Origin of the sequence: Fusicatenibacter sp. (genome assembly GCF_050872605.1) — a bacterium.
GTDB lineage: Bacteria > Bacillota > Clostridia > Lachnospirales > Lachnospiraceae > Fusicatenibacter.
In genome coordinates this window covers 1-15,537 of the sequence record NZ_JBNMHD010000016.1, presented here as the reverse complement: position 1 = coordinate 15,537, position 15,537 = coordinate 1, and the positions used below count along the sequence as shown (strand labels likewise).

General features: G+C 51.3%; 8 protein-coding genes and 5 tRNA genes. 2 read left to right on the top strand and 11 right to left on the bottom strand.

Features of this window, described 5'->3' with window-relative positions; all coding sequences use genetic code 11:
* Window positions 1-19 precede the first annotated feature (19 nt).
* From ACY2VT_RS06645 to ACY2VT_RS06625, 5 genes are all read right to left on the bottom strand, one after another.
* Window positions 20-2,269: a glycoside hydrolase family 3 protein gene (locus ACY2VT_RS06645; protein ID WP_461879341.1), complete on the bottom strand. Its 2,250-nt coding sequence runs from the start codon at window positions 2,267-2,269 to the stop codon at window positions 20-22.
* Between the two features lie 306 nt (window positions 2,270-2,575).
* Window positions 2,576-4,765, bottom strand: a complete 2,190-nt coding sequence (locus ACY2VT_RS06640; protein WP_461879340.1) for a DNA topoisomerase III — start codon at window positions 4,763-4,765, stop codon at window positions 2,576-2,578.
* Between the two features lie 16 nt (window positions 4,766-4,781).
* The gene (locus tag ACY2VT_RS06635; RefSeq protein WP_461879339.1) at window positions 4,782-8,141 is read right to left on the bottom strand and encodes a 3'-5' exonuclease; all 3,360 of its coding nucleotides are present in this window, start codon (window positions 8,139-8,141) and stop codon (window positions 4,782-4,784) included.
* Between the two features lie 186 nt (window positions 8,142-8,327).
* Entirely contained in the window at window positions 8,328-8,555 is a 228-nt protein-coding gene (locus tag ACY2VT_RS06630; protein WP_147326098.1) for an HPr family phosphocarrier protein, read from the bottom strand.
* A gap of 332 nt (window positions 8,556-8,887) precedes the next feature.
* Window positions 8,888-10,066: a serine hydrolase domain-containing protein gene (locus tag ACY2VT_RS06625; protein ID WP_461879338.1), complete on the bottom strand. Its 1,179-nt coding sequence runs from the start codon at window positions 10,064-10,066 to the stop codon at window positions 8,888-8,890.
* 249 nt (window positions 10,067-10,315) lie between these two features.
* Here ACY2VT_RS06625 and ACY2VT_RS06620 point away from each other — a divergent pair, with 249 nt between their 5' ends.
* Entirely contained in the window at window positions 10,316-10,690 is a 375-nt protein-coding gene (locus ACY2VT_RS06620; protein ID WP_055221737.1) for a metal-dependent transcriptional regulator, read from the top strand.
* Window positions 10,691-10,794: 104 nt separating this feature from the next.
* On the opposite strand, the gene ACY2VT_RS06615 is transcribed toward ACY2VT_RS06620, so the two are convergent.
* Window positions 10,795-14,127 carry a family 78 glycoside hydrolase catalytic domain gene (locus tag ACY2VT_RS06615; protein ID WP_461879337.1) on the bottom strand — a complete coding sequence of 1,111 codons (3,333 nt, stop codon included), beginning with the start codon at window positions 14,125-14,127 and terminating at the stop codon, window positions 10,795-10,797.
* A gap of 159 nt (window positions 14,128-14,286) precedes the next feature.
* Here ACY2VT_RS06615 and ACY2VT_RS06610 point away from each other — a divergent pair, with 159 nt between their 5' ends.
* Window positions 14,287-14,904, top strand: coding sequence for a flavodoxin family protein (locus ACY2VT_RS06610; RefSeq protein ID WP_461879336.1), 618 nt, complete (start codon window positions 14,287-14,289; stop codon window positions 14,902-14,904).
* Between the two features lie 109 nt (window positions 14,905-15,013).
* On the opposite strand, the gene ACY2VT_RS06605 is transcribed toward ACY2VT_RS06610, so the two are convergent.
* The 5 genes from ACY2VT_RS06605 to ACY2VT_RS06585 all read right to left on the bottom strand — a co-directional run bounded on the left by ACY2VT_RS06605 (window position 15,014) and on the right by ACY2VT_RS06585 (window position 15,496).
* Window positions 15,014-15,087, bottom strand: a tRNA-Asp gene (locus ACY2VT_RS06605).
* A 34-nt stretch (window positions 15,088-15,121) separates the two neighbouring features.
* Window positions 15,122-15,195: transfer RNA gene (locus ACY2VT_RS06600), tRNA-Ile, on the bottom strand.
* A gap of 4 nt (window positions 15,196-15,199) precedes the next feature.
* Window positions 15,200-15,272, bottom strand: a tRNA-Thr gene (locus ACY2VT_RS06595).
* 26 nt (window positions 15,273-15,298) lie between these two features.
* Window positions 15,299-15,370: transfer RNA gene (locus ACY2VT_RS06590), tRNA-Glu, on the bottom strand.
* 54 nt (window positions 15,371-15,424) lie between these two features.
* Window positions 15,425-15,496 (bottom strand) — tRNA-Asn (locus ACY2VT_RS06585).
* Window positions 15,497-15,537 lie beyond the last annotated feature (41 nt).

The following is a 15,537-nucleotide window of genomic DNA, read 5'->3' as shown; positions in this document are numbered from 1 at the left end:
CAGGTTTTCTGTTATTCTTTTACTTTTTCCATGCAGGAAGAACGCCTTCGTAATTCATGCCATAACCGTAGTCATAGTTATGTCCTTCGCTGTCAATATAGGTTTCCATATCCAGCGCACGGTCCTCACTCTGCTCCTCAACCGCATCCATATCCTTCGGCATCTGGATCGGCAGACGGCCGGTCGGGTTGTAATCGCCGAAGACAACGTCGAGCACAGCGGCTCTCGAAACACCGAACTCTGCGACGATCGCATCGGCTTCGGCTTCAAATTCATGCATCACCATCGGGTTGTTGACGGTTGCGCAGACGATCACCGGCTTGCCGCCCATCGCGCGGCGGCATTCGAGAATATTGTCGAGATCAGCCTCGTTGTAGGCAGTGTTTGTCTTTCCAAGATAGCTGCGGTTCGTGAAATTCTCGCGGAAATCGCCGCCGGCAATGCTGACCTCACGCGCTTTTTTCGCCGTATACGGGCGGTACTGCAGTGTGATCGGCAGGTAGCCGTTGCCGCCGTTTGCAAGGTCTTCGGTGGAATACGGGTTGCACGCCGGGCTTTCGATAAATACCAGCGCCACATCGGCCTCCTCCGGTGATGCTACGCGTGTGCCGCACTTGGAGGGCAGCCCAACCGGCAGCGGATCTTCGGTTTTCGCCGGCAGATCGATACGGAAGAATGCTTTGGACGGTCCGATCTTTCTCTCCGGAATATACACTTTCAGGCCTTTCTTCAGCGGCAGTACACCGTTCTGTCCTTCCGGTGCGCGTTTGGCACTGTTTTTCAGCAGGACGATGGATTTCTGCTGTGCCTCATAGCCATGGCGGCAGAACTCTTCGCATCCTACAATCTTTGCGGATTCTTCCGGATCAAGATACGGATCCTCAAACAAGCCGCAGTGGAAAATGTTGATCAGAAGACGTTTGGCGGACAGCTCCATGCGCTCACGCATCGCTTTCTCGCCGTATTTCTCACAGCCGATCTTATACGCCTCGACAATCGGACCGGACTCGCTGTTTCCGCCGAACTGGTCAACGCCGTTTGTGATCGCCAGCAGACACCGTTCTGCCTCGGTCATATCCTGCACGCCGTAGCAGCGGCTTCCAAAGCCCTCAATCGTCTTCTCCGGATCCTGGGTGATGCCCCAGTCGGTGCAGACAATGCCCTTGAATTCATATTTTCCGCGTAGCAGATCCTTGATCAGGTACTCGCTGTAGGAGTTTCCGACGTTCTTGCCGTTTTTCTTGTCCACGCCGTAGGATACGGTGTAGTACGGCATAACCGCGGATGCGCAGTCGGTCGGTCCGTCCAGGTGGAAGGCTGCCTCGGTAAATGGTTTTAAATGCTCCTCAAAGTTTCCGGTCGGATAAACGGCAAACTGTCCGAATGCATAGTGTGCATCGCGTCCGGCTTCTCCGGTGCCGCCGCCCGGCCAGTGTTTTACCATCGTGTTGACGCTGTCTTTTCCCCAGCCGTCTGCTTCCCCTTCCGTTGTCTGCATACCGTCACAGTACGCTTTGGTAAGCTTTTTGGACATCTCCACTTCTTCGCCTAACGTATCGACAAAGCGCATCCATCTCGGCTCGGTGCAGAGGTCGATCTGCGGTCCGAGTGCCGTTGTGATGCCGAGTGCCCGGTATTCACGTGAGGCATCCTTTGCAAACTGTCCGGCTACTTCCGGGTCAAAGCATGCTGCAAAGCCGACACCCTCCGGCCATTTGCTGATCTCGCTTCCGCCGCTCTTGAACTCTGCGCCGGAATCCTTTGCTCCGTTCCGCGGATCAGAGGAGAGGTTGACCGGAATACCATATGGCAGTGTCTCTGCCCGTTTCTGCAGCTCATTGCTCCATTTTGCGGAGATCTCCGGGCTTTCCACGTTCGTCAGCAGGATATGGCGGATGTGCTCGTCCTCCAGAAATTCTTTCTGCTGATCGGAAATCGCATACGGTTCTTTACCGGATTCCAGATACGTTTTTCCGTCAAACGTTCCCTGGAACGGTCCGCCCGGCATCGGCGGTACAGCCTGGTGCGGTGAGTACAGCATAAGACCCGCGATCTCCTCGATGGAAAGACGGCCCGCAAGGTCTGCGGCTCTCTCTTCATCGGAGAGACGCCAGTCCTCATACGGCAGCAGTTCACCGGTTTTTGCCAGGTCTTTAAAGTAATATCCATCTTTTTCCAATACTTTTACGCCGGACTCTTCTGCCCAGGCGATCGTTTTTCCGCCCTCCTGGCTGATCCGGTTAATTCCGTTTTTCGTTGTTTTCTCCATAAGTTTCACCCTTCTTTTCCCAATTTATTTTGTTTCAACTCACAGTCGGTATTTTCACGGAGTCTGACATGTAGAGAATAGTTCGACTGTGATTTGCCTCATGTCAGTGGAGGATACCGATTTCTCTCCGCCTGCCACTGCCGTTATGTTTCTTTTAACAATTTTCCTGTTTCTTATATCATTTGTTTCTATTTTACGGCATAACTCTGCATAAAACAATCACTTTTTTTGACTCTTTTCTCTACGATTTTAACAAAAAGAGCGAGTCCACCGTTTTTTTGATTTTTGGCAGGACTCGCCCCATTTTTATAATTTAATTCCTTTTAATGCCGCGGCAAACGCATTGTTCACCGGCTCTTCGGCCTCTTTTTTCTGTTTCTTCATATAGGCTGCCACATCGCGCTTCGTCACACCGCCGCCCTCTTTTTTGCGGCGCTCCTGGAATTTTGTCATGCGCTCTTTGTGGCCGCAGGCGCAGACAAACGTCGCATCCTCGCCCTTTCCGATCATCTCCATGCGCTTATGGCAGACCGGGCATCTCGCATTCGTCGTGCGGGAAACCGTCTCGCGGTAGCCGCACTCTCTGTCCTGGCAGACGAGCAGTTTTGCGTTCTTTCCATTCACCGCAAGCAGCCGTTTTCCGCAGTTCGGGCACTTCTTGTTCGTCAGGTTGTCGTGGCGGAACGTTCCCTCTTCCGTCTTGATCTCATCGATCAGTTCCACCGTGTAGCTGCGGATCTCCTTCATAAACACATCGCGCCGCTTCTTTCCCTTTGCAATGTCGTTTAACTGCATCTCCCAGCTTGCCGTCAGCTCCGGCTTTTTCAAATCCGCCGGAACCAGCTTCAGAAGCTGGCGTGCTTTCGAGGTCAGATAGATCTCATTGCCTTTTTTCTCCAGCAGAAAGCTGCGGAACAGCTTCTCGATGATATCCGCACGGGTCGCAACCGTTCCAAGGCCGCCCGCCTCACCGATCGTTTTTACCAGGCTGCTGTCGCGGTTTTCCATGTAGCGGACCGGATTTTCCATCGCGGAGAGCAGCGTGCCTTCCGTGAAGCGTGCCGGAGGTTTTGTCTTTCCTTCGCGGAGACTGATCTTCGGCTGCCCGATCTTCATGCCTGCCTCCAGAAGCGGCAGATTCTGCTCCCGCACCTCTTCTTTCGCCTCATCCTCTTCGTCGTACCGGTTATCCTCGTACGCCTCCTGCCAGCCTTTCTCGACCATGCGCTTTCCGCGCGCAGTAAAGCATTCCTTTTCGATGGAAGCCTGGATCACCGTCTCTTCATATACACACGGCGGCAGCAGTACCGCAAGAAAACGGCGCACAACAAGATCATAAATGCGGTGCTCCTCGTTCGAGAGTGCGGATAACTGCACGTACTGCTCCGTCGGAATAATGGCATGGTGATCGGAAACCTTCGCATCATTGACAAAGGAGAGCTTTCCGTTCAGCGGACTGCGCTTCGCCTGCTGGGCCAGTGCTTTGTACGGGCCGATGCTGACCGCATCCAGCCGCTCTTTTAACGTCGGCACAATATCTTTCGTCAGATACCGTGAATCTGTCCGCGGATACGTAAGGACTTTATGGGTCTCATAGAGGCTCTGCATCAGATTCAGCGTCTGTTTTGCCGAATAGCCGAACCGTGCGCTCGCATCGCGCTGCAGCTCCGTCAGATCGTAGAGCAATGGCGCTTCTTTCTGCTTTTTCTTCTTTTCTACGTTCTGTAAGACAAGCGGATACCGTTTTGCCTTCTCTGCGATCTGCTTTGCCTTTTCCGGATCGGAGATTCTTGTGCCGCCCGATTTTTCATCTTTCCAGGTGTAGACCACACCGCCCGCCGCGGCCGTCACCGTGTAATACGTTTTCGGGACAAATTCACGGATTTCCTGCTCGCGCTGTGCGATCATGGCAAGTGTCGGCGTCTGCACACGGCCGCAGGAAAGCTGTGCATTGTATTTACAGGTCAGCGCCCGCGTCGCATTGATGCCGACGAGCCAGTCCGCCTCGGCACGGGAAACGGCAGCGCGGTAGAGATTGTCGTACTCTTTCGCATCCTTCAGATTGGCAAAGCCCTCCCGGATCGCCTTGTCCGTCACAGAAGAAATCCAGAGACGCTTACACGGCTTCTGGTTGTGCGCCTTGTCGAGAATCCACCGTGCTACCAGCTCTCCCTCGCGGCCGGCATCCGTTGCAATGACAACCTCATTTACATCCTTCCGCGCAAGCTGTGCCGTCACCGCGTGATACTGTTTTCCCGTCTGCGGAATGACCTTGATCTGCAGTTTTTCCGGCATCATCGGCAGAACTGCCATATTCCATTCCTTATACTTTTTGTCATAGTCTTCCGGATCTTTTAACGTCACCAGATGGCCGAGCGCCCAGGTAACGATATACTTGTTTCCCTCCAGCGCTCCGTTTTCTTTTTTGCTGCACTCCAGTACGCGCGCAATGTCGCGTGCCACGGATGGTTTTTCTGCAATTACCAGAGTTTTCATAAAATGTCTGCTCCTTTTATAGCTCTTTATACTGTTTTACTATTTCCTCCCGGTTTTTTCCGAGAATGAAGTAATAATCAATCTGTCCGTCCCCTGCGGTGTGAAGATACGTTCCAAACGTCCGTACATTGCACAGCAGTGCCGTCCGGGACGCGGCGGCCGCAATGCCGTAGCCGCGGTTCGAAACAAGCAGCGGCATCCGCGCCTGCTTTCCGCCAAAAGAGACGTAGCGCGCCTTCGCGGTCAGATCCAGCCACTCGGTCGAGAGAATGCCCTTTGCTTTCAGCTTTTCGGAACCGCTCCAGTCGAAAAATGTCCATGTCATACCGCCGTCGATCATGCGCGGCTCGTCACGCTTCTCGGAAAGGATTGGTTTGTTGTCCGGCGTCAGGAACTGCACCGCGCCGTCCTTTTTTTCTACCATGACGCGCAGCTTTTCCGTCTCGACCAGAACCGCCGTCTTCGATTCTTTCGCACTCCACGGAAACGCGGTATCCGCTTTCGGCTTCCAGTACGTATCCTGCACTTTTGCGGTCACACCCTTTACGAAACTGATGCGGATCACCTCCGGCGTGATCGGAGTGATGCGTAAGCTGCCGTACATGCTGGCAATCTCAACCGCCGATTTTCCTTTCTTCGCCCATTTCACCGCACACTTGATCTTCGAATGGCCCTTGATGCGCAGCAGCTCGTTTTCCGGGATTGCACCGAAAGCGTAAGGTGAGGTATTCAGGCGCTCCGTCTTCTCGGCTTCTCCTGGTACCATACCTGCTCCGCCCGGTCTTTTTGCACTCTGCACTCCGGCCGTGCCTGTTCCATTTGGCACCTCGGCTTTCCCTGTCTGTGTTCCTGCCGTTCCATTTCCAGCAAACCGTCTGCTTCCCGGCGCTTTGCTGCCTGCTTTCCCACGGTAAGCCGCACCTGCAAAAACAGATGACACCCCTTCCGGTGCACGCTGCTGCATTGTCTTTGCGGCAATTTCTTCTCCCGTTTCTGCCGCAGCCCTCCGCGTTGCCGTACTGCCTTTTGCCATCACCGCTGTTCTGGTCGTGCTTGTATTTCCAGGCGCCATTCCCGGCCTCTGCTCCGGCTTGATCACAATCCGCTTCGGTCCGTGGCTGTTCCGCTCGTCCATCTCCTGGATACCAATCGCGCGGTTCTCCTCCCGCGTCTCCTTCTGCGTCATCGAAACCTTTTCATACTCTTTCGCCTTTGTCAGCGTCTCCATGGCAAATTCCTGATTGTGACGGCCCTTCGGCGCTTCTTTGGCAAGGATTCCCGTCAGCTCTCCTGTATACAGCACCGCCAGCTCATGCAGTGCCCGCGTCGCCGCCACGTAAAGCAGCTTCACCTGCCCGTCATTTTCAGGATATTTTTCTTCCGTCGGATCAAGAAGCAGCACCGCATCAAACTCAAGACCTTTCGTATATGCTACCGGGAGCACCATCACGCCCTCGCCGAACTCTGCCGTCTCGAGATCCTCCTCCTCAACCGGCACGTATTGTTTCAGCTTCCGCGCCGTATCCGCCGCTTCTGTCTCATCCCGGCATACAACGGCAATCGTCTCATATCCCTGCGCCTGCCATGTCTTGATTGTCTGAACACCCGCGGCGAGCAGCGCCGCTTCATCGTCAAATGCTTCTTTCCGCACCGCCGTTCCGTGCCGCAGCACCGGCTCCACCGGATAGATCGCAAAGTCCCCATGCCGCAGAATCTCGTTTGCAAAATCGGAGATCTCCACCGTATTCCGGTAACTCTTCCGCAGAACGCCAAACGCATCGTACGTGCCGGTCAGAATCAGCTTTTTCAGCTCCTCCCAGTCGTTCAGGCCGTAGGAAAAATGGATATTCTGCGACGTATCTCCCATAATGGTATACGTACAGTCACGCAGACAGTAATGAAGCACCTGGTACGCCATCATCCCGAAATCCTGCGCCTCGTCGATGACCACATGGCTCGCCTCGCGCACGGGATCGTTTTCCTTGATCCGCTTATAGAGGTATGCCAGCGCCGCCAGATCATAGACATCAAAGGAGTTTTCCGGCACTTCCACCGCTTTTCCTTTCTCCGCCTGCTGCCCCAGAAACTGCAAATAGAGATCAAAAATAGATCCCCGCCATTTTCCATCTCCAAAATATTTCTCGTATTTCCGCTTCAGCGCCTTTTTCTCGCGCGCCGGAAACGTCACTTCTTTTCCCGAAACCTCGTTCTCAAATTTTGCCAGCAGGATCTCGTTCAGCATGCACATCTTTCCTTCCATGGAAAGTGTGGACTGCTCCCTGCAATAGTTATCAATATACTCGGCGTCCAGAAGCAATGTTCCCGTTTTTTCCAGCCGCACCGGCTCCCGCGGAATCTGCTCTGCCTCGTACGTACGGCAGAAATTTTCCAGATCGAAAAACCAGCCGCTTCCGCCCTTTATGCTGTTTTTCTCATCCGCGCGGTCGATGGTGTGTACCGTGTACTTTGCTTCGTCCCAGTCCTCGTACAGAAACCGGATGAAAAGCTGCTCCATCGTCATCTGACGGATGCCGTACACATCGAGTTCCGGCAGAACGCTGGTAATGTAGTTCAGCAGAATGCGGTTGCTTCCAATGATATAGAAATCCTCCGGCCGGAAGTCCTCCTCGTAATTATAGAGGATGTACGAAATCCGGTGCATCGCCACCGTCGTCTTTCCGGAACCAGCCACGCCCTGTACGATCAGATTCGTCTTCGGGGATCTGCGGATAATGAGGTTCTGCTCCTGCTGGATCGTCGCAATGATCTCACCGAGCACCGCTTTTTTGTTCTTCGCCAGATACTTTGTCAGCAGCTCATCGTTCGCTACCACATCGGAATCAAAAAAGTCTTTCAGACGGTCATTTTCAATCTCATACGTCCGCTTTCTTTTCAGATCAATCGAAAAAGTACCCTCTGAACTCACTGTATAACTGCACGGCCCGGTGCTGTTCTCGTAATAGACGGAGGAAATCGGTGCCCGCCAGTCGAGCACGACCGGCTCCGCCTTCTCATCGGAAATGCCGACGCGTCCGATGTAATACGACTCCAGAAATGAAAGCCGCGGATCCTGAAAATCAATCCGCCCGAAATACGGCTTCTTTCTCGCTTTTTCCAGCCGCGCCATGCCGTGCTGGTACGCATTCAGCTTCGCCGTCGCGTTGTTCCAGAGCGCCAGGCCTTCCGCCTCTTTTGCGTCGTACGTCTCCATCAGATCCGCCAGATCCTCATTCGCTGACCGGATATCCGCCTTCGCCTGCTCCAGATTCCGCTTGGCAATCCCGATCACCTTCGCAAGCTGTGCTTCCTCCTCTTCCCTCGTAAGTCCGGGAATCTCTGATTTTCTGATGCTTCTTTCCAGTTTCTCTTCTTCCACTTTGTGCCTCCTTTTTTACGAAAAACTTCTTCTACATCAGCCCGTTCTTTTGATTCTCTTATTTCCATCCCAATAGACTTTATTTTACCATGCACACGTCTCCCCGGCAAGATACTTCACCCGCTTTTTCGTGCATCAAAAAAGACACCATGCATCTTACACACAGTGCCTTTCCGACTTTTTTTCTTACTGAAGGTAATCCTTAAATTTCTTTTTAAATGCTTCGATATCGTTCGTATGGGCTTCCACAACCGCATCCGGGTTTCCGGCGATCATCAGGACACTCATCAGGGATTTCGCATCAAAGACGCATCGTCCTATTTTTACGTCAACGTCGTAATCCAGGCGTTTCACCATATTTACAAATTCTTCTACACTCTCTACTTCATCAAACTTTAACGGTAACGAAATCATATTTTCTGCATCCTTTCTGCTTTTTGGTCTTCTTTTCATAATTTTGAATTCTTTCTTTTATTTCCTTCAAAATCGGTCAAAAGCTTACACGATATCCCTTTTTTTCTGTTTTTTCTGAAAGTAGTAATGAAATCGCCTTCATTTTCGACTGACACTAAAATAGCATACATCTGTCTCACTGCAAATATCCGTTTTAGACAAAATTCGACGTGGTTTTACAGCAATTTGCTCATATGTTCCGTCTGATTCGTTAAGTTGTTTCTTTTCCGGCACTTTTTTCGTCTGATCTGACGGGCCGGAAGGCCTTACTTGAGAATCACTCTCATGAAAAGTCATTCGCTGAAAATAATATTTCGGATCTTCCGGGACAGGGTGTACGTTCCGGCATCTTTTTTCTGGGTCATCATCAGAAATGTCATATTCTGCTCCGGCACGACTTCCATGTAGCATCCAAGCCAGCCATCCCAGCCGAACTCACCCTTGCTTCCCAGCGTTACCACACGCGTCGGATCTACCAGAACACGCATCAGATTGCCATAGGAGAACCCTTCCAGACCAATCCAGTTATCAAAGCCTGCCTGCTGTACCGCGCTTAATGTGTGGCCTCCCAGAAATTTTACCGTCGCCGGACGGAGAATCTGTACACCGTTGTAGGTGCCGCCGTTCAGCAGCATCTGCGCAAATTTCGCATAATCGTCGATGGTAGATGCAAGGCCTGCTCCGCCTGCCTCATATGCCGGGCGGTACGCCATATCGTTCTGAATGCCAAGGTTATTGTCCAGATAACGGACGGACGGCTGTCCCTCCCTGCAGTCATACACCTTCGCCAGACGATCCTGCTTTTCTGCCGGAACCCAGAAATCGGTATCGTTCATGCCGAGCGGCTCGAAAATTTCTTTTTTCAGAAAATCCCCAAATCGCATGCCGCTTGCCACCTCAATCACCGCACCTGCGACATCCGCCGACGTTCCATAACTCCAGGACTGGCCCGGCTGATACAGAAGCGGGACTTTTCCAAGACGGTTTGCAAATTCTACTGTACTGATCGTTCCGCCGTTTTCTTCCTTAAGTCCGTGGATCACCTCCTGAAAAAGTGTATCGGTCTGCCGTCCCGTCTCATCCGTTCCGCCGTACGTCAGCCCGGATGTCATATTCATAATATCCTCCAGAAGGATCTCCCTCTCCGCTTTTTCTATCTTCCCATCCGCTGTACATACAACCGGGTTCCGGAAGCCCGGCAGATACTTGCTGACCGGATCCGCCAGATCGACGATTCCGCGCTCTACCAGAATCATCATGGCCGTCGCGGTAATCGGCTTGCTCATGGAGTAGAGACGGAAAATATTATCGCGGGAAACCGGCTTTTTCGCTTCGATATCCGCATATCCGCTCTCCAGATAAACCTGCTCTTCTCCGTCTTTGATCACCACCAGAAGACAGCCCGGTGTCTCTCCTTTTGCAACGGACGCATCCATCACCTGCTGCAGTCTTTTCTTTATCACCTGTTCCATGGTATGCTCTAACCTCCATCTAAATTTCATTGTTTTTTCCTATTTTACCTCTCTTTTTGCCCCCTGTCATCTTTTATCTTGCTTTTCTTCTTCTATCCTCATTGTCTTTTTTCTGAAATCTTACAACTTTTCTGAAATTAAGAAAAACCATCAAAAACCATCATTGCCCTATTCTGAAAAATATGCTATTCTATATTTATATATATTTATGAATCTTCAGCTATTTAGAAAAACGAGGTGAACATTTTGCTGAAAACGAACGAATCCGCAGAAAATTATTTGGAAACCATTTTAGTCTTAAGTCAGAAAAAGCCCGTTGTACGCGGTGTTGATATTGCAGAAGAACTTGGCTTTAAAAAATCAAGTGTCAGCGTTGCCATGAAAAACTTAAGAGAAAAAGAGCAGATCCGCGTAACGCCGGAAGGCTACATCTACCTGACCGACAGCGGACGCGCGATCGCAGAGATGATCTATGAGCGCCACCAGCTCCTCTCCCGCGGCCTGATGAGTCTTGGTGTTGATGAGCAGACCGCCACGGAAGATGCCTGCCGCATCGAGCATGTCATCAGCCAGGAAAGCTTTGAGGCGATCAAACGTCATCTGCACATGACTGCCGAAAAATAAGCATGACAAAGAAAACGCTGCCGGAGTTCTCTTCTCTCCGACAGCGTTTCTCTTTCCGCCCGAAAGTCTCCCATTTCTTTGCCGGAGCCTTTCGGGTTTTCTTTTTACAGCATAAAAGTATACGTTCCGCTTCCCAGTTCCACGGTATCCGCCGGATCCTCCGTGTTTTTAAACAGGGTTGCCGTTGTATTGACCGGAATCGTAACCTGATACTCTATTTTGTCACCTTTCCGCTCCCATCCGGCAGAAATCACGCCGTACGGGCTGTCTACGGAACCTTTCATAAACTCGAGCGGACCCGGCTGCGGTTTCAGCAGAATGTGCTGATAACCCGGTTTTGTCTCGTCTCTTTGGATACCAAGTCCCGTGTGATACAGCCAGGAAAGAACGCTTCCGAGAGAATAATGATTGAACGAGTTCATCGCATTCTGTCCGCCGAAGCCTTTTTCCTTCGTGTAGGAATCCCAGTGCTCCCAGATCGTCGTCGCTCCCTGGGTCACCGGATACAGCCACGACGGGAATGCCGTCTGCAGCATCATCTTCCAGGCATCCTCCACAGCGCCCTGCTCGGTCAGCATCTGGTTCAGAATACCCGTTCCAAAGAATCCCGTTCCGACCGTATGGCCGATCGCTCTCGTCTTTCGGATCAGATGCTCTCCTGTTCTCTTTCTGTCTTCTGCCACACCATAAGACAGTGCAATTGCATACGAGCACTGCGTATCACACAGCGTTCCGTCCGCATTGCAGGTCTTTCCGGAATCCGGAAGTACAAATGTCTCATTCCAGAATTTCTTCACCTTCGCAGCAAGCGCCTCATACTGATGCTGCTCCTCTGTTCTTCCGAGCGCACCGGCAATCCGGCTCATCAGATCGGCTTCTTTATAATAGAATGCATTCCATAAAAGCAGCAGATCCGTCTCTTCCGGTGCCAGCCAGTCGCCAAGCGGTCCGATCGCCGGATTTACCTTCGTTTCCGGCAGACCCTTATCCTTCATATAGTCCATATATTTCTGCATGCCAGGATAAAATTTCTCCAGTGTGCGGATATCCCCATACTGCTCATACAGCTCCCACGCCATAAAAATACTCGCACACTCATACGTAATGCCGCCGAATCCGCCGCCCACCGGTGCAATCTCCGGGTACTGGCCTTCCGGTGTCTGCAGATCACGCATCGCCTGCAGGTTCCGCTCATAGAATTTCTTCAGGCTGCTGTTGTTGAGCGCCGTATGGCAGAAAATATGCGTATCGCCCGCCCAGCCCATGCGCTCATTTCTCTGCGGGCAGTCGGTCGGAATGTTGATAAAGTTGCATTTCTGTGACCAGGAAACATTCTCGGCAAACCGGTTCAGCAGTTTATGGCTGCTCGTAAGGCTTCCATGGAATTCCGTCACAGAAGAATACTGAAGACTCTCTACTTCTTCCAGCTCCGGCGCATGCTCCACACCGCTGATCTCAATATAGCGGCAGCCGTGGAAGGTAAACTTCGGCTGGAACACCTCTTCCCCGCCGCGGCAGATATAAACATCCGTACTCGTCGCATCCCGGTAATTTTCCAGCATCATCGTGCCTTCTTTTCCGGCATACTCCGGCAGATCCGGATAAAGCACCTCCGCATAGCGGATGATGATCTTTGTGCCCGCCTTCTCATGCAGTGTAATCCGCGGTACACCGGCCATCTCCTGTTCCAGATCGTAGAGATACACACCCGGGAACAGCTCTTTTCTCGTCTTTGCCGTTCTCCGATCCACAATCCGCACCGGCGCATCGTACTCACCGATATATTCCGGCTTCTGCTCATGAACCGCCGGCCAGGACCGTCCAAAGCCCGGCATCGTGCAGAACTCTTCGATCATGACGGTATCCACAACAACCGGTTTTTCCCATGTGCTGTCATCAAACTCCGGCAGAGAATACGTTTCATAAACTTCCGCCCGGCGTGCATCATACTGCTCTCCTGCAAAATAGCTGGAAAACAGATAAGGACCTTCACCGAAATATTTCCAGTCCTTCGTATTCGTTCCAAAGACCTCGCGGCTTCCATCCTCGTACGTCATGACAATCTTGGCAAGCAGACTCTCCTTGTCTCCAAAGTAATTGAAGTTCTTCACCACAAAGGTCTGTGCCTCGCTCCACCAGCCTGATGCCAGCGTCACGCCGATTCCGTTCCGGCCCGGTTTCATCAGCCCTGTGATATCGTATGTCTGATAGTTCATTCTGTGGTCATACTGTGTCAGTCCCGGACGCAGCAGATCTTCCGTGATCTCCTGTCCGTTGATCCGGCAGTCATAGATGCCTCTCGCGGTGACATAAAGACGTGCCGATGCCAGCTTTTTCTCCTCCTGGCAGAAAAAACACGACCGCAGCATCGGAATCGAATGATGGGACGGATCTGCTGTGACCTGGCTGTTTTCTACTTTAAAGCAGCCGCTTTCCACCGGAATCTGATCCGCAAAGATACTTTTTCCCCCATCCAGCCGTCCTTCCGGCGTCTCACGAACAATTTCCGCGGATGGTTTTCTTACATTTCTTACCGTCAGGTTCTTAAAATAACCCGTCGTCTCTTTTCCTGCATAAAATCCAATCTCATTCAGTCTCGGATACGGCAGTACATCGTTGTTTCCTCTCGGATTCAACTGGCGGCCTGATACTTTCGTTCCAAAAAATCCATGCTCCTCAATGGCATCCACGAGGATGTCGTCGACATAGGCGTATGCCACATTTCCGTCAACCTGTACAGTCAGCTTATGAAAAGCATCCGCATTCTCCGGTGTCAGAATTTCCTGTGTTTTTTCGTTCCAGTTGACCAGTTCTGTAACGGCAAACGGCTTTTCTGCTGTATCCTCCGGTGCATAGCCCACGCGGTAAATCTCAAGGCGTGCATCCCCCTCCTCAAAACACACAGCATAGCGGATATAGTTCTCCCCTTCCATGCCGAGTTCATTTTTCGTATGATCGTTCAGACGGAAGTCATTGGCTCCAAAGACGATACCCGCTTCTCCCTTCCCGCCTTCCATCCTAAATTCACTCTCGATCGTAAAGACACCGCGGTTTTCCGCGCATACCGTCGCATGCGGTGCGCCGATCCACTCAGCTCCCTCCCATGCTGCATACGAAGAATCCATAAGGCCTGTCTCGAAGGAACTTTCTGCTTCTGCTTTTCCGCCGTGGTTATCCCACACTTCTGCCTTTACTTCATATTTTGTGCAGGGCTGCAGTGCTTCTCCTTCATACACAATCCCCGTCGATACACCGGTTTCCATTTTTCCGCTGTCCCACACCGTACTTTCTCCGGTGCGCACAACAATCTGGCATGCGCTCTGCAGTAAATTCTGTTCTCCCTCTTCTGCTGTCAGCAGCCAGGAAAATGCCGGCTTTTTCTCATCCAGCCCGATCGGCGCCATCTGGTCTTCGATCAGAATTCTCTCTATCTTCATTTGGTAACCTCCCATTGCAAGTTTTGCCTTCTTTACTGATTGTATTATACCGTCCATCAGCCATTTCTGTTAAGATCAGTTTTTGCCCAAAAAAGCGTCTTTATTTGCATCTTTCCCGGTGCTATAATAAAGGAAATTACGAAAGAGAGGTACCATCAAATGAAAGTATTATTAATCAACGGAAGTCCTCACGCAAAAGGCAGCACTTATACTGCCCTGCACGAAATGGAAAAAGTCTTTACAGAAAACGGTATTGAGGCGGAAATCGTACATATCGGAAATAAAGATATCCGCGGCTGTGTTGCCTGCGGCGCCTGTTCCAAGCTCGGAAAATGTGCTTTTTCCGATATGGTAAATGAGGTTGCTCCGAAATTTGAAGAGGCAGACGGCCTTGTTGTCGGAAGCCCGGTTTATTATGCATCTGCAAATGCAACACTTATTGCTTTTCTTGACCGGCTGTTCTACAGCACACACTTTGACAAGACCATGAAAGTCGGCGCTTCGGTTGTCTCTGCACGCCGCGGCGGTCTTTCCGCTACCTTTGATGAGCTGAACAAATATTTCACCATCGCCGGCATGCCGGTTGCCTCCGGCCAGTATTGGAACAGTATTCACGGAAATAATGCAGACGAGGCACAGCAGGATCTCGAAGGCCTGCAGATCATGCGTACCCTTGCACGAAATATGAGTTTTCTGATGAAGAGCATTCAGCTCGGAAAAGAATCCTTTGGTCTTCCGGAAAAGGAACCGCGCGTCGGCACAAACTTTATCCGTTAAGTAAAATACCGTCTTTTAGACTTTTCTTTCCTGTCTGGAAGGCGGTGTTTTTCATAATAGAAAAAAATTTTATACACGAAAAAAGCCTGCTTCCGCAGACTTTTTAAAGCGACCCGGATCGGGATCGAACCGACGACCTCCGCCGTGACAGGGCGGCGCTCTAACCAGCTGAGCCACCGGGCCAGATATAAACAGAATATAAAATATAGAACTAAAGTGGACCTTCAGGGACTCGAACCCGGGACCGACCGGTTATGAGCCGGTTGCTCTAACCAACTGAGCTAAAGGTCCAAAGAGCCGATGATCGGACTCGAACCGATAACCTGCTGATTACAAATCAGCTGCTCTGCCAATTGAGCCACATCGGCATACATAACAAATATTTTATATTCAGTGACTCCGACGGGAATCGAACCCGTGTTACCGCCGTGAAAGGGCGATGTCTTAACCGCTTGACCACGGAGCCATATTTACTTTTTGAAAGAACTGACCTGTAAGAAACTCTTACAGGTCGCATTCACTCCCCGAGTTGGGCTCGAACCAACAACCCTTCGGTTAACAGCCGAATGCTCTACCATTGAGCTATCGAGGATTATTTAATTGAAGATATTTGATATACCTTCAAAACCGCAT